13 protein-coding genes and 1 tRNA gene are annotated in these 14,071 nt (G+C 63.5%); 4 read left to right on the forward strand and 10 right to left on the reverse strand.

The window, feature by feature from the left end; translation table 11 throughout:
• Window positions 1–27: 27 nt before the first annotated feature.
• From NTA49_RS00565 to NTA49_RS00580, 4 genes are all read right to left on the reverse strand, one after another.
• Window positions 28–1,830 carry a feruloyl-CoA synthase gene (locus tag NTA49_RS00565; RefSeq protein ID WP_258292701.1) on the reverse strand — a complete coding sequence of 601 codons (1,803 nt, stop codon included), beginning with the start codon at window positions 1,828–1,830 and terminating at the stop codon, window positions 28–30.
• An 11-nt stretch (window positions 1,831–1,841) separates the two neighbouring features.
• Window positions 1,842–3,194 (reverse strand): TRAP transporter large permease, encoded by a 1,353-nt coding sequence (locus NTA49_RS00570; RefSeq protein WP_258292702.1) that lies wholly within the window; start codon window positions 3,192–3,194, stop codon window positions 1,842–1,844.
• 6 nt (window positions 3,195–3,200) lie between these two features.
• Complete coding sequence (locus NTA49_RS00575) at window positions 3,201–3,782, reverse strand: TRAP transporter small permease (protein WP_258292703.1); 582 nt, start codon at window positions 3,780–3,782, stop codon at window positions 3,201–3,203.
• An 80-nt stretch (window positions 3,783–3,862) separates the two neighbouring features.
• Window positions 3,863–4,879, reverse strand: a complete 1,017-nt coding sequence (locus NTA49_RS00580) for a TRAP transporter substrate-binding protein (RefSeq protein ID WP_261368078.1) — start codon at window positions 4,877–4,879, stop codon at window positions 3,863–3,865.
• A gap of 477 nt (window positions 4,880–5,356) precedes the next feature.
• On the opposite strand from NTA49_RS00580, the gene NTA49_RS00585 reads away from it, so the two are divergent.
• Window positions 5,357–6,433, forward strand: a complete 1,077-nt coding sequence (locus NTA49_RS00585) for an AbrB family transcriptional regulator (RefSeq protein ID WP_258292705.1) — start codon at window positions 5,357–5,359, stop codon at window positions 6,431–6,433.
• Between the two features lie 260 nt (window positions 6,434–6,693).
• Here NTA49_RS00585 and NTA49_RS00590 read toward each other — a convergent pair.
• Both NTA49_RS00590 and hemE read right to left on the reverse strand, forming a co-directional pair.
• Window positions 6,694–6,770: transfer RNA gene (locus tag NTA49_RS00590), tRNA-Met, on the reverse strand.
• A 53-nt stretch (window positions 6,771–6,823) separates the two neighbouring features.
• Entirely contained in the window at window positions 6,824–7,858 is a 1,035-nt protein-coding gene (gene hemE / locus NTA49_RS00595; RefSeq protein ID WP_258292706.1) for a uroporphyrinogen decarboxylase, read from the reverse strand.
• A gap of 116 nt (window positions 7,859–7,974) precedes the next feature.
• On the opposite strand from hemE, the gene hemC reads away from it, so the two are divergent.
• Both hemC and NTA49_RS00605 read left to right on the forward strand, forming a co-directional pair.
• Window positions 7,975–8,913 (forward strand): hydroxymethylbilane synthase, encoded by a 939-nt coding sequence (gene hemC / locus NTA49_RS00600; protein ID WP_258292707.1) that lies wholly within the window; start codon window positions 7,975–7,977, stop codon window positions 8,911–8,913.
• 118 nt (window positions 8,914–9,031) lie between these two features.
• A complete protein-coding gene (locus NTA49_RS00605) occupies window positions 9,032–9,976 on the forward strand; it encodes a fatty acid desaturase family protein (RefSeq protein WP_258292708.1) in 945 nt (314 codons plus the stop codon).
• 3 nt (window positions 9,977–9,979) lie between these two features.
• Here NTA49_RS00605 and hemF read toward each other — a convergent pair whose 3' ends face one another.
• The 4 genes from hemF to clpS form a co-directional block, all read right to left on the reverse strand.
• Entirely contained in the window at window positions 9,980–10,873 is an 894-nt protein-coding gene (gene hemF / locus NTA49_RS00610) for an oxygen-dependent coproporphyrinogen oxidase (protein WP_258292709.1), read from the reverse strand.
• Window positions 10,874–10,882: 9 nt separating this feature from the next.
• Window positions 10,883–11,683, reverse strand: coding sequence for an SDR family NAD(P)-dependent oxidoreductase (locus tag NTA49_RS00615; protein WP_258292710.1), 801 nt, complete (start codon window positions 11,681–11,683; stop codon window positions 10,883–10,885).
• 10 nt (window positions 11,684–11,693) lie between these two features.
• Window positions 11,694–12,662, reverse strand: coding sequence for a class I SAM-dependent methyltransferase (locus NTA49_RS00620; RefSeq protein WP_258292711.1), 969 nt, complete (start codon window positions 12,660–12,662; stop codon window positions 11,694–11,696).
• A gap of 85 nt (window positions 12,663–12,747) precedes the next feature.
• Complete coding sequence (gene clpS / locus NTA49_RS00625; protein ID WP_258292712.1) at window positions 12,748–13,071, reverse strand: ATP-dependent Clp protease adapter ClpS; 324 nt, start codon at window positions 13,069–13,071, stop codon at window positions 12,748–12,750.
• 102 nt (window positions 13,072–13,173) lie between these two features.
• Between clpS and NTA49_RS00630 the strand changes: the two genes are divergently transcribed.
• The gene (locus NTA49_RS00630; protein ID WP_258292713.1) at window positions 13,174–13,872 is read left to right on the forward strand and encodes an HAD family hydrolase; all 699 of its coding nucleotides are present in this window, start codon (window positions 13,174–13,176) and stop codon (window positions 13,870–13,872) included.
• The last annotated feature ends 199 nt before the right edge of the window (window positions 13,873–14,071 follow it).

Here is a 14,071-nt window from a genome sequence, read left to right on the forward strand (position 1 = left end):
TGCGCAACTTAGTGCAAGAATAGGGGCCTAGATGGCGATGGTGGCCGGATCGGCATCATCATAAAGCCGATCGACCATCGCCGCGCGCCGGGCCAGCAACTTGGCGAAGTTGATGTTGCCCTTCGCGGTGACCTCGCCCTCGCCCATGTCGGGCGGGTCCGACAGAATCAGCGCGCGGGTGACACGGGTGGCAGAGCCTGTCGCCTGGGCCGCCTTGGCCCGAAGCTGCTCGCGCAGGATGTCCGCCAGCGCCGTGCAGGTGCAGGCCCCTGCCTCGCTCTGCAGCGTCATGCCGACCTTTTCGATCGCGGCGCGATTGGGCAGGATCAGCAGGCCGATCTGGTCGCGCCCCTGCCCCGTCACGATGATATCCGTCACATAGGGCGCCAGCACGCCCAGCATCTCAAGCCGCAGGTTTGCCGCCTGCACCCATGTGCCCGTCATCAGCTTGAAATCTTCGGAAATCCGGCCGTCGAAGCGCAGGCCCAGGTTCGGCACGTCAGGATCGACAAATCGCATCGCGTCCCCGGTGATAAAGAACCCCTCATCGTCAAAGGCTTCGGCGGTCTTGGTCGGATTGTTCAGATAGCTTTGCATGATCGATGGGCCGCTGACCCGCACGTCGCAGCGCATGTCGGCATCCGGCACCAGCTTGACCGTGACACCGGGCAGGGGCACGCCGACGATGCCCGCGCCCTTGGTCGGCACCTGCTGCAACAGCGCGCCGGGTGCGGTTTCCGTCAGCCCCCAGGACGAAGTGATCAGCGGCACGCGCCGCCCGGTCTGCGCCGCCAGATCCTCGAGCCCCTGCCAGGTTTCCTGCGGCAGGGACGCGCCTGCGTAAAAGATCATGTCGAGATCGCGGAAATAGCTTTCGCGCAGGGCGGCATCGCTGCGCAGCGCCGTCAGCAGCTGGGCAAAGCCCACGGGCACGTTGAAACTGACGGTTCCGGACACCAGCGACAGGTTTTCCAGCGTCCGGCCAAACAGCGCAGGCAGCGGTTTGCCGTCGTCGATATAGAGACTGCCGCCGCCCGACAGCACCATGTTGAAATTGTGCGACCCGCCAAAGACGTGGTTCCACGGCAGCCAGTCCACGATCACCGGGGGCCGTTGACGAAGGAACGGAAGGCCCTGGGCCAGTTGCGTCTGGTTGGTGGTCATCATCCGCTGGGTGGTCAGCACGCCCTTGGGGTCCGAGGTGGAGCCCGAGGTGAGCAAGATTTTCGCGATTGTATCGGGCCCGACCTTGGCAAAGGCCGCATCCACACCCGCATCAGAATGTGCCAGCAGATCGGCAAAGGGCGTGGCGCCTGTGTCAGCGGGTCGGGATGCAATCGCAGGACAACCAGCACGCGCCAGACCCGCCGCATAGGTGGCCCCGTCAGCGGCGAACACCCGCGCGGGTTTGATCAGGTTCACCACATAATCCAGCCGCGCCTGCGCCGCCGGGATCAACGTATATTGCTCGGCCACCGGCACCGTCGGCACGCCGACGTAATGCGCGCCCAGGGTCAGCAACGCGTGGTCGATGCCATTGCCCGACAGGATCAGAACGGGCGTGTCCGCGCCCATCCCCTGCCCCAGAAACCACCCCGCAATCGCCCGCGCCTTTTGCCGCGCGCTCGCGTAACTCTCTTGCCGCCAGCCGGTCCCAGAGCGTTCTGCCAGAAACACCGCATCGGGTGTCGCCCGCGCCCAATGGTCCAGCCAGACACCGCTGTTGCGTGCCACCTCGCCCAAGGGAGCGTCAGCACTCAGCAGGATCGACCCGTCGGCACGATCCTCGCGCGTCACGGAATGTGGGGCGAGGATCGGCGTATGGGTCATTTCAGCACCTGTCAGGGGATCAGGAACAGCGTGATCGCCGGGAATGCCACGAGGATCGCGACCCTGACGATATCGCTGCCGACAAAGAACATCACCGCCTTGTAGGTTTCGGTGATCGGTGTGCTGCGGTCCATCGCGTTGATGATGAAGAGGTTCATGCCCACCGGCGGCGTGATCAATCCAACCTCGACCACGATCAGCACCAGGATACCGAACCAGATCGCCACATGCTCGGGCGACATGCCGAAATCCATCGCCGAAATGACGGGGAAGAAGATCGGCACGGTCAGCAGGATCATCGACAGGCTGTCCATCAGGCAGCCGAAAATCAGGTAGAACAGCAGGATGATGATCAGCACGACCCATGGGCTAAGGCCTTGGCCCAGCACGTAATCGGCCATGAATTGCGGCACGCCCGACAGGGCCAGAAAGCCGTTGTAGAAGGCCGCGCCGAGCACGATGAAAAAGATCATCGCTGTGGTCTTGGCCGTCCCGATCAGCGACTCGCGGAAGACGGCCCAATTGAGGTTGCCAGACACCAGTGCCACGAGCCCAGTGCCTGCGGCCCCGACGGCGGAGCCTTCGGTCGGCGTAAACCAGCCCGCATAGATACCGCCCACGACAAGGCCGAATATCAGCAGCACAGGCCATGTCTTGCCCAGCGCCGCCCAGCGTTCCGACATCGGCTGCGGTTCGCGCGTGCCAGCGGAATCGGGGTAAAGACGTACATAAATCGAGATTGTAAGTACATATCCCAACGCCGCGAGGATGCCGGGGATGAAGGCCGCCAGAAACAGCTTGGCGATGTTCTGTTCGGTGATGATCGCGTAGAGCACCAGAATGACCGATGGCGGGATCAGGATGCCAAGCGTGCCGCCTGCGGCCAGCGTGGCGGTGGAAAATCCGCCCGAATAGCCGTAGCGGCGCAGTTCCGGCAGGGCCACGCGGCTCATGGTGGCGGCGGTGGCCAAAGACGACCCGCAGATCGCGCCGAAGCCCGCGCAGGCACCCACGGCAGCCATCGCGACACCGCCGCGACGGTGACCGAGAAAGCTTTCGGCGGCCTTGAACAGTGACGTGGACATGCCCGAGAGCGTGGCGAACTGGCCCATCAGCAGGAACATCGGGATGATGGTCAGCGAATAGCTGGAAAAGGTCGAATAGGTCTCGGACTTCAGCTTGGCCAGCAGCGGCGTGGGGTTGCCGTTCATCGCGAAATACCAGCCGCCAAAACCGCAGAGCAGCATCGCAAGGCCAATGGGCGCGCGCAAAAATATCAGCCCCAGCAGGATCGGGAACGACCAGAATCCAAGCTCAAGCCGACTGAGGTCTGCCAGCGGCAGCAGATCAAGAAACCATTGCATCGTCGGTTATTCCCCCGGCTCGTCGTTTGGCATGATGTCGCGGTCCAGGGCCACTTCGGCAACGCGGGCGCAGGCACAGTAGATCGCCGTAAGCGAGGCGACGGTCGCGGCGGCAAGGCTGGCGGCATAGCTCCACCAGACGGGAAATTGCAGGAACAGCGTGGTTTCGCCGTTGTTCACATAGCGCATCATCCCGTCACCCAGCCGCACCGTCAGGAACACGATGGTGGCTGACAGGACGATTTCCCAGAACGCCCGCAGCGCATGCAACGCACGTGGCGGCAAGGCAGAGGTGAACACATCCACAGTCGCATGGGCCGAATAAAGCTGGCAGACCGGAAAGAACGCAAAGATGGCAAAGGCCACGCCCGCCTCGAGCAATTCGTAAGAGCCGTTGATTTCACCCACGCCCAGATTGATCGCCCAGTTCGACAGGCCACCGAACGAGGTCTGCGCAAACTCGGTGTGAAACAGCTTGTTCAGGGAGCGGCCCAAGATCGACAGGGTCGTCAGCACGATCAGTGCGACCAGAACCAGACCGCCCAGGATGGCGGCAATACGGGCAAGCCAGGTGACCAGGCGTGTCATGGGAACTCCGGTTTTTCGGGATGATTGGAGATAAAAAGGCTGCGGCGCGTGTCTTCACACGCCGCAGCGCACCGGTCAGATCACTCGGTGTATTTTTCGATCAGCATGGTGGCTTCGTCGATCAGCGCCTGACCGTCGATGCCCTTGCTGTCCATGTCGGCCACCCAGCTGTCGTAGACGGGCTGGGCCGCGTCACGCCATGCTTTCGCGTCTTCTTCCGACACGGTCACGATGTTGTTGCCCATGGCCACGGCAGCCTCGCGGGCGGGTGCGTCAGAATCGGCCTGTGTGCCGCCGGCGAACACCGAGAATTCCAGACCGGAGTTGTCGTCGATCACCTTTTTCAGATCATCGGGCAGCGCTTCATAGCGGTCCTTGTTCATCGCCAGAACGAAGGTCAGCACATAAAGCGCCTTGCCTTCAAACTCGGTGTGGTTCTTCACCAGTTCCGGCACTTTCAGCGCGCTGGTGACTTCCCACGGGATGGTGGTGCCGTCGATCACGCCCTTGGACAGGCCCTCGGGCACGGCGGGAACCGGCATGCCGACGGGTGTCGCACCCAGAACCGACAGGTAGTCATTGATCAGACGCGAACCGCCCCGGATTTTCAGACCCTGCATGTCACCGGGAACGTTGATCTCGCGGTTGGCGTGGATCATGCCCGGACCATGTACCCAAGTGCCCAGAATATGTACGTCTTTGAACTCTGTGTCCTTCATGTGCTTTTCATACATTTCCCAATAGGCGCGGCTGGCCGCGCGGGCATTGGTCATCATGAAGGGAAGCTCGAACACTTCGGTCGACGGATAGCGGCCCGGCGTGTAGCCGACCACGGTCCAGACGATATCGGCCACGCCGTCGATGGCCTGGTCGATCAGCTCGGGCGGCGTGCCGCCCAGCTGCATCGACGCATAGCGGTCGATCTTGATGCGGCCATTGCTGTCTTCCTCGACATTGTCGGCCCAGACGTCCAGCACCAGGCGCGGCACGTTGGCCTGCGCGGGCAGGAACTGGTGCAGGCTCAGCGTGACCTCTTGCGCGGACGCAGGTGCGCTCCCCATCCCCAGCGCCAGCGCGGCGGCGCCTGCCAGTGACATGAATGATTTACGTGTGATGTTCATGGTCTTCCTCCCTAAGGATGCGCTCTTGCGGCGCATCGGTCTTGTGTCGTTGCGGCAGATTGGTAGGGCAAGGTCGTTGGCCTGTCACCCAAATTTGTAACCTTTGTGCGCGCCTCTGACCAAGCGCGCATGGGGCAATAGTGCAAGATAGATCAAAACTTGGCTATGGACCGATCGTTTTGCCCGGCAGTTCCTGCGCGTTTCATGATGCAAACCCCGGTTTATAGCGCATTTCGCGCGACAGGCGCGCAGATGTTTGCACGATAATGCCAAACACCGTTGTCCGACGCCGATTTTTTTGTCCAAAAATCCCGTTTCGGGTCGTTTAAAACGCTTGGCTCGCCCCTCCGGCAGCCGCCCCTAGCTTGCCAGAATCGTCAGACTGGTCTGGAACTCGGGCAGGGTCTCTGTGCAAATGGCGCAACTCAATGTCCCGAACAGATTGACACGCATATGCCCCTGACCCTCGCCGATCTGCGCCTCGAGGCGCGCCCGACCGGATTGATCCTGCTGGTCGGCGCGCTCGGCGCGGCCCTTGCCGTCTGGCTTGGCACACCGCTGCCGTTTCTGCTGGGCGCGCTGATCACCGTCGGCGCATGGTCGATCTGGCGCAGCGCAGGGGTGCCCGAAACCGCCCCGCGCCCGGTCCTGCAAGTGCTTCGCAAGGCCAGCGTGTCGCTGATCGGCGTGATGATCGGTGCGACGTTCTCGCCTTCGCTGCTGGAACAGCTGCCGCAACTGTGGCTGTCGGTGCTGGCAGTGGTGCCCTTCGTGCTGATCACACATGGACTGAGCTTTCTGATCTACCGCAGGCTGGCAAAGCTGGACCGCGTGACGGCATTTTTCGCTGCCATGCCCGGCGGTCTGATCGAGGCAGTGACGCTGGGCGAGGCCGCCGGTGCCGATCCGCGCCTGCTTAGCACCCAGCATTTCGCCCGCGTGGTGCTGGTCATCATCGCGGTTCCCACGGTCTATTACCTGATGACCGGCATCGTGGTCGGCAGTGCCGCGGGCCAGTCGTTCGACGCGACGAACGCGGGGCTTCTGGACCTCGCGGAGCTGGCGTTGCTCTGCGTCATCGGGGTATTTATCGGACGCAAGTTTCGCCTGCCCGCTTCCTACATGATCGGTCCCATGCTGCTCAGTGCCATTGCCCACGGCACCGGGTTTCTGGATGTGGCCAGCCCCGTCTGGCTGCTGGCGGGCGCGCAACTGGTGATCGGCGCGGGACTTGGCGTGCTGTTCGCGGGGTCGTCCTTGCGCAGTCTTGCGCGTGCCTTCGGGTTTGGCTGCGTCAGCGTCGCGGTGATGCTGTCGGTGGCGGTGGGTTTTGCCGCACTTCTTGCCCCCTGGTCCAGCTTGCCGCTGATCGCGCTGATCATCAGCCTTGCCCCCGGCGGCGTGACCGAGATGGGTCTGGTGGCGCTGAGCCTGGGGATCAGCCCGGTGGCCGTCACCGTGCACCATCTGTTTCGCATCACGCTGGCGGTCAGCATCGCGGGCTGGGCCCTGCCGCGTTTGCGGGACTGAACGGGCCGCTTGAAAAGATATGTTGGCTGAAGAGTGGTGGCGTGGGGGAGACTTGAACTCCCGCACTCAGACTGCCGCGCAAGCGGCGGGCGTCAGTCGGGCCCGCCGCATTGCGAGCCGTCAAATCCGGGTATCAAGGTTGGAGAATGGTGGCGTGGGGGAGACTTGAACTCCCGCACTCAGATTGCCGCGCAAGCGGCGGGCGTCAGTCGGGCCCGCCGCATTGCGAGCCGTCAAATCCGGATATCAAGGTTGGAGAATGGTGGCGTGGGGGAGACTTGAACTCCCGACCTATCGATTATGAGTCGATCGCTCTAACCAACTGAGCTACCGCGCCATCGGCGTGCGAAGTATGACAGCCACGCGGTCAGGTCAACCCTGAAACGCAGCTTATCCTTCGCGAACCGTATCTATCATCCGCTGCACGTTGTCCGGGTCTGCATCCGGCGTGATTCCGTGGCCCAGATTGAAGATATGCGGCCCGTTCGAGAACGCGTTGACGATCGCGCGCGTCTCGTCCACCAGCGCCTGCCCCCCCGTCACCATGTGATGCGAGGCCAGGTTGCCCTGCACGCAGCCATCGACCTGCACATTGGCCGCCGCCCATTCGGGCGAAACCGAATTGTCCAGCGCCACGCAATCGACGCCGGTCGCCTTGGCGAAGCCTACGTATTTCTCGCCCGCCTCGCGCGGGAAGCCGATGATCGGGATACCGGGATGGCGCGCCTTGAGCGCAGCAGTGATCTGGCGGGCGGGCTCCAGGCTGTAGCGGTCGAAATCCGCACCCTTCAGCGAACCGGCCCAGCTGTCGAAGATCTTGACCACCTCGGCGCCGGCGTCGATCTGTGCCGACAGGTATTCGATGGTTGCCAGCGTAATCCGCTCCAGCAGCGCCTCGAACAGGGCAACATTCTCGGCCTTCAGCGCGTGCGCAGGCCCCTGATCCTTGGTCCCTTGGCCCGCGATCATATAGGTGGCCACGGTCCAGGGCGCACCGGCAAAGCCGATCAGCGTGGTCTCGCGCGGCAGCGCCTCGGTCAGCAGGCGCACAGTCTGGTAGATCGGCGACAGCGTCTCGTGAATGTCCTCGACCGGCCCCAGCTTGTCGAAATCCGCTTGCGTGGTCACGGTGCTCAGACGCGGGCCTTCGCCGGTCACGAACCACAGATCGGCACCAAGCGCCTGCGGCACCAGCAGGATGTCGGCAAACAGGATCGCGGCGTCAAAGCCATAGCGGCGGATGGGCTGCAGCGTGACCTCGCAGGCAAGCTCGGGGTTGTAGCACAGCGACAGGAAATCGCCCGCCTGCGCGCGCGTGGCCTTGTACTCGGGCAGATAGCGCCCCGCCTGGCGCATCATCCAGATCGGCGGCACCGCCTGTGTCTCGCCTGCCAATGCGCGCAAAATCGTCTTGCTCTCGGTCATCCGCTGTCCCCTTGTTGGTGCCTCCGGGGTCTATTGGCGCGGGGCACTTGTCAAGTCGGGCGTGCAATGGCAGGACAACGTGACACATTTTTTCCCCAAGCGAAGGCCCGCGTGACGTGACCCTGCCAAGCCCAGACCGCCCCTTGAAAATCGGCACCCGTGGATCGCCGCTGGCGATGGCGCAGGCCTACGAGACAAGGCAGCGTCTGGCCGCGGCCTTCGATCTGCCGCAAGAGGCGTTCGAGATCGTGGTGATCAAGGTCACCGGCGATCTGATCCAGGACCGCCCGCTGAAAGAGATCGGCGGCAAGGGTCTCTTCACCCGCGAGATCGAACAGGACCTCTCCTCGGCCAAGATCGACATCGCGGTCCACTCGATGAAGGACATGCCGACCGAACAGCCCCCCGGCCTGCTGCTCGACACTTACCTGCCGCGCGAGGATGTGCGCGATGCCTTTGTCTCGCCCACCCACAGCACAATCGCGGACCTGCCGCTGGGGGCCACCGTCGGCACCTCGTCGCTGCGCCGCCGGGCGCAGTTGCTGCACCGCCGCCCCGACCTGAACGTGGTCGAATTTCGCGGCAACGTGCAGACCCGCCTGCGCAAGCTCGACGATGGCGTGGCCGAGGCCACCTTTCTGGCCGCAGCAGGGCTGAACCGCCTGAACATGACGGATGTGCCCGCCGCGCCCATCGACCCCGACGAGATGCTGCCCGCCATCGCCCAGGGTGCCATCGGCATCGAGCGGCGCGCAGACGATGCCGCCACCGCCCGACTGCTGGCCGCGATCCACGACAACCCCACGGGCCAGCGCCTCGCGGCGGAGCGCGCGTTTCTCGCCACCCTCGACGGATCCTGCGAGACACCCATCGCGGGCCTTGCCCTGCTCGACGGCGACACGCTGCATCTGCGCGGCGAAGTGCTGCGCCCCGACGGCTCCGAGGCGATCAAGGGCAGCCGCTCGGGGCCCATCGCCACGGGTGCCGACATGGGCCGCGATCTGGCACAGGAGCTGCTGGTCAAGGCCGGGCCCGACTTCTTCGACTGGCACTGACACCCTTTCATCTTGCCCTGTAAACTCCGGGGGAGGCGCGCCAGCGCCGGGGCAGCGCCCCCTACGAAACGTCACGTCCCACTTGACGCACACGAGCCCAAGACGCCACGATTTCCCCATGACACCCGGCAAAGCCTACCTCAGCAGCGACGAGATTCGCCCCCTTGCCAGACGCTCGGACCTGATGGGCGCCTGGCTTGTGCTGCATTGCTGGGGCGTGATCGCGCTGGCGATCGCCCTCTTCGCGCTCTGGCCCAATCCCGCCACGTTCCTGCTGGCGGTCGTGCTGATCGGCTCGCGTCAACTTGGCCTTGCCATCCTGATGCACGAGGCCGCGCACAGTGCCCTCTTCAAATCGCGCAGGCTGAACGACTGGGTCGGAGAATGGCTCTGCGGCTGGCCGATCATGGCCGACCTGCACGCCTACCGTCACTACCACCTGACGCACCACCGCTTTACCCAGACCGACAAGGACCCCGACCTGGCGCTCAGCCAGAAGTTCCCGACCAGCCACGCGTCGATGCGGCGCAAGTTCCTGCGCGACCTGACGGGGCAGACGGGGGTCAAGCAACTGGCAGGCCAGATCGCCATGTTCATCAAGCTTGCGGGCGATCACGACGCGATCGACGCGGCCAAATCGCAATCGGCGCAGGCGTTCAAGTCGAACACGCTCGGCCGCGCCTTTCCGGTGTTCATCGGCGTGGCACTTGCCATCAGTCTGATCGGCACATGGTGGTGGGGGCTGGCCTTCTGGCTGCTGCCGTATCTGACGTGGTTCCAGTTCGTCCTGCGCGTGCGCAACATCGCGGAACACGGCGCGGTCGAGCAGTCCGACAATCCCTTGCAGAACGTGCGCACAACCCATGCAGGCCCCATCGCCCGCACGTTGGTCGCGCCTTATTACGTCAACTATCACCTGGAACATCACATGGTGATGCACGTTCCCTGCTGGCAATTGCCCAGGATGCACGGGCTGCTGCTGACCAAGGGTCTGGGCGACCGGATGCGCACGGCGCCCAACTACCGCGCGGCGATGATGGAAGCGGGCTGGCGCAGGTCCTAGCGCTCAGACCCACTTGGCCAGAGGCGGCAGGCTCATCAGCACCGCATTGGCGTCGTGGCCGGTTTCCAGCCCGAACTTGGTCCCGCGATCATAAACCAGATTGTATTCGGCATAGAGGCCACGGTGCACCAGCTGTGCGTCCTTGTCCGCCGCGTCCCACGGCATCACGCGCCGCGCCGCAACCAGCGGGACATAGGCCGGCAAAAATGCCCGCCCGATGTCCTGCGTCAGGGCAAAATCGGCCTCCCAGTCGCCGGTCGAATGGTCGTCCATGAAAATACCGCCGACGCCACGCGCCCGTTTGCGGTGCGGGATATAGAAATATTCGTCGGCCCAAGCCTTGAGACGCGGGTACAAGTCAGCTCCGTGCGGGTCCAGGTGGGCTTGTTGGGTGGCGTGGAAATGCGCCGTGTCTTCGGCGTATTCGATGCAAGGATTCAGGTCCGAGCCACCGCCGAACCACGATGCGTGCGGGGTCCAGAACATGCGGGTGTTCATGTGGACCGCAGGCGCATGCGGGTTCTGCATATGTGCCACCAGACTGATGCCCGAGGCCCAGAAACGCGGATCGTCCTTCATGCCGGGAATGCCCTTGCGCGCGGCCATCGCCGCCTGCGCGCGTTCGCCCAGCGTGCCGTAGACGGTCGAAACGTTGACGCCGACCTTTTCGAACACGCGCCCGCCGCGCATCACGCTCATCAATCCGCCGCCCGCGTCCGAGCCGTCGTCCGACGCGCGGCTGGTCTCGGTCACCTCGAACGTGCCGGGCTCTGCATCCGACAGCGGGCCGGTGTCGTGGCTCTGTTCCAGCCCTTCGAAGGCCGCGACGATCTCGTCGCGCAGGCTGCGGAACCAGTCGCTGGCTTGGGTCTTCTCGGCTAGAAAGTCATCTGTCATTGGGTCGCCTCAGTGTGCCGGTGCGCGGACAGGGTCCAGCAGGCTGCGCCCGCCGTCAACCGTGATCGTCTCGCCGGTGATAAAACCGGCCCCTTCCGAAGCCAGGAATTGCACCGCGTCCACCAGTTCGCTGGGGCTGGCGATCCGTTCTAGCGGGGTATGGTTCTCGATGTCTTCGCGCCATTCGCGGTGGTCCATGATCGACGACTTGAGCGAGGCCGACATCACCGAGCCAAAGGCCACGGCGTTCACCCTGATCCGGTTGTGCGCCAGCGCAAGCGCCATCGACCGCGTCATCTGTTCAAGCGCCGCAGAGGCGATGGAATATCCCAGAAGTTCGGGGCGCGTGTGCCGTGCGGCGATGGACGACAGGTTGATGATCGACCCCACCTGCCCCTCTGTCTGCCCTTCGGCCTGCTTGATCATGCGGCGTGCCACCTGTTGCGTCAGGCGCAGCGAGGTCATCAGGTTCTGCTCCAGCAGCGTCTCGACGCTGGTGTCGTCCACGTCCAGCGCGTCGGTCGGCATCACCTGGCGCGAGGCGTTCACCAGAATATCGACATCGTCAAAGGCGTCGATGGTGGCCGAAACCAGGTTGGCGATGGTCAGACGCTGGCGCAGGTCGCCTGCGAAATAGCGGATCTTGCCCTCGTCCGTCTTGTCGCCAAGCTGCTGGATCAGCGCCTTTTCATCCATGTCGGCGCACATCACGTTGGCGCCCTTGTCGGCGAACTGCCGTGCGATGGCCAAGCCGATGCCGTTGGCCGCCCCCGTCACGATCGCCGTCTTGCCCGAAATCGAAAATGACATCGCCTGATCCTTATGTCCTGCGTCTGGGCTTGGTCGCCCGTGTCAGTTTGAACCGTCCGTCGCCGCCCATGTCCTCGACGCGGGCGAATTGCTGGTCCAGTGCCGTCTCGTAGGGCAGATGCCGGTTCGCCACCATCCACAGGCTGCCCTGCGGGGTCAACACCCTTGCCGCTGCCGCCACGAAGGCCTGCCCGAGCGCAGGGTCGGCGTCTCGCGTGGTGTGGAACGGCGGGTTCATCACCACCGTGTCGATGCGCCCTTTGGGAGCCCACCGGGTCGCATCCGCCCAGTGATACTGTGCACGCGGATCGGTCACGTTGCGCTTGGCACATTCCAGCGCGAGATGATGCGCCTCGACCAGATGCACCGCCTCGACGTCGCCGCGGGTCAGGATGTGGGCCGACAGAAACCCCCAACCCGCACCCAGATCGGCGACCTGCTTGCCCAGCTTGTCGGGCAGCGCCGCCGCCAGCATTTCCGACGCGGGGTCGATGCCATCGGCGGAAAACACGCCCGGAGCTGTCCAGAATCCACCGTCGGTCAGGGCTGGGCCTTGTGCCCAGTCTGCAAAAGCGTCGCTTGCCTGCATCCAGAACAGCTTGCCGTGCGCCTTCGATATGGCTTCGGTCACGTCGGCCCGCTTGCGCATCTCCTTGCGCATGCTGTCGATGCCGTCGGTCTTCTGCCCGTCGATCAGCACCTTGCCGTCGGTCACCGCACAGGCGTCGGCGATCAGTGCGTGCGCTTCGGCCTTGGCGCGTGGCACGCAGACCACGGCGGCGTCATATCGCCCTTCGGGAGCGGTGCGGCAGGTCAGGCCCAGAGCCTCGAAATGGTCGTGCACCGGGCGCAGGGGCGAGATGACCTCGCACTGCGGCAGTGCGCTCAGGTCCGCCCCGACGGCGGGCGCAAAGACCACAACGCGCCCCGACGTGTCGAACCCGGCCTCGATTGCCAGCGGTAGACGTGCACCGATCATGGCGCCGACATCTTGAAATATTGCATGAACATATCTCGCTTCCCGGTCGGGGAAGCGGCCCAATGACCCGGCGAACACATCACCGTCAGTCTTCTTTTTCCATGGTGCACTGCAGCGGATGCTGATGCCGCCGGGCAAAATCCATCACCTGCGCCACTTTCGTCTCGGCGATCTCGTGACTGAAGACGCCGACCACGGCCAGCCCCTTCTTGTGAACGGTCAGCATGATCTCGAAGGCCTGCGCGTGGTTCAGACCAAAGAAGCGTTCCAGCACCAGCACGACGAATTCCATCGGCGTGTAATCGTCGTTCAGCAGCATCACCTTGTACAACGGAGGCCGCTTGGTCTTGGGCTTGGTTTCGGTGATGACCGAGCTGTCGCCGTCATCCTCGTTCCTGCCCGCCATCATATGCGTCTCTCGGAGTTTCAAAACCGTCACCTGAATCCGTTGTCTCTCTGTTTGGTCTCTATATAACGTCCAAGCGGCTCATGAAAAGAGGCAGTCCCGGCTATGGCGCAAACCTTGACGACAATTGCCTTCGATGCTGACGATACGCTCTGGCACAACGAGCGTTTCTTCAAGCTGACACAGGAGCGGTTTGCCGAACTGCTGGCCCCGCATATGGACGGCAACGCGCTGATGGCCCGCCTGCTCGAGGCCGAGCGGCGCAATATCGGGCATTACGGTTTCGGGATCAAAGGCTTCGTTCTGTCGATGATCGAAACCGCGCTTGAGGTGACGGACAACAAGGTGCCCGGATCGGTCATCGCCGAGCTGATCGCAGCCGGTCAGGACATGCTGCAACACCCCGTCGATCTGCTGCCCCATGCCGTCGACGCCTTGCGGGCGGCACAGGCGGTCGGTCCCGTCTTGTTGATCACGAAGGGCGATCTGCTGGATCAGGAACGCAAGGTTGCGCAGTCCGGTCTGGGCGAGATGTTTTCCGACGTCCAGATTGTATCGGCCAAGATACAAGCAACCTATACGCGCATATTCGACGCCTATGACGGCGCTGCGCGCGGCATGATGATCGGCAATTCGCTGGCTTCGGACGTGCGCCCCATGCTTGAGGCCGGGGGCTGGGGCGTGCATGTCCCGCACGACCTTTTGTGGGATATGGAACACGCCGACACACCCGACACGCACCCGCGATTCCTTGAGATTGCCGACTTGGGAGAACTGCCCGATCTGCTGTCGAAACACCGCTGAGTCTCGGCTGCCAAATCGGGCAGGCTGCGCCACATTTCCGCCACATTACCGGGTCTGGACACCGTTGACTGAGCAACCCCTAAATGTGGGGGCCACGCATCGGCGGATTTCCTTATTTCCCTTAATCATAAGGGTTTATTCGCAATGCAACCTATGCTAGCCTTTTATTAATAATATCGGCCACCCGGAAAAATCGGGG

Origin of the sequence: Pseudosulfitobacter koreensis (genome assembly GCF_024733015.1) — a bacterium.
Taxonomy (GTDB): Bacteria; Pseudomonadota; Alphaproteobacteria; order Rhodobacterales; family Rhodobacteraceae; genus Pseudosulfitobacter; species Pseudosulfitobacter koreensis.

What these genes read in the sequence shown, in the direction of transcription:
- hemE (WP_258292706.1), bottom strand. Translation starts at nt 7,858, where the DNA reads ATGACCGAGAGCAAGACGATTTTGCGCGCATTGGCAGGCGAGACACAG.
- NTA49_RS00630 (WP_258292713.1), top strand. Translation starts at nt 13,174, where the DNA reads ATGGCGCAAACCTTGACGACAATTGCCTTCGATGCTGACGATACGCTC.
- NTA49_RS00620 (WP_258292711.1), bottom strand. Translation starts at nt 12,662, where the DNA reads ATGATCGGTGCACGTCTACCGCTGGCAATCGAGGCCGGGTTCGACACG.
- hemF (WP_258292709.1), bottom strand. Translation starts at nt 10,873, where the DNA reads ATGACAGATGACTTTCTAGCCGAGAAGACCCAAGCCAGCGACTGGTTC.
- clpS (WP_258292712.1), bottom strand. Translation starts at nt 13,071, where the DNA reads ATGATGGCGGGCAGGAACGAGGATGACGGCGACAGCTCGGTCATCACC.
- NTA49_RS00575 (WP_258292703.1), bottom strand. Translation starts at nt 3,782, where the DNA reads ATGACACGCCTGGTCACCTGGCTTGCCCGTATTGCCGCCATCCTGGGC.
- NTA49_RS00570 (WP_258292702.1), bottom strand. Translation starts at nt 3,194, where the DNA reads ATGCAATGGTTTCTTGATCTGCTGCCGCTGGCAGACCTCAGTCGGCTT.
- NTA49_RS00580 (WP_261368078.1), bottom strand. Translation starts at nt 4,879, where the DNA reads ATGTCACTGGCAGGCGCCGCCGCGCTGGCGCTGGGGATGGGGAGCGCA.
- NTA49_RS00615 (WP_258292710.1), bottom strand. Translation starts at nt 11,683, where the DNA reads ATGTCATTTTCGATTTCGGGCAAGACGGCGATCGTGACGGGGGCGGCC.
- NTA49_RS00605 (WP_258292708.1), top strand. Translation starts at nt 9,032, where the DNA reads ATGACACCCGGCAAAGCCTACCTCAGCAGCGACGAGATTCGCCCCCTT.
- NTA49_RS00565 (WP_258292701.1), bottom strand. Translation starts at nt 1,830, where the DNA reads ATGACCCATACGCCGATCCTCGCCCCACATTCCGTGACGCGCGAGGAT.
- NTA49_RS00585 (WP_258292705.1), top strand. Translation starts at nt 5,357, where the DNA reads ATGCCCCTGACCCTCGCCGATCTGCGCCTCGAGGCGCGCCCGACCGGA.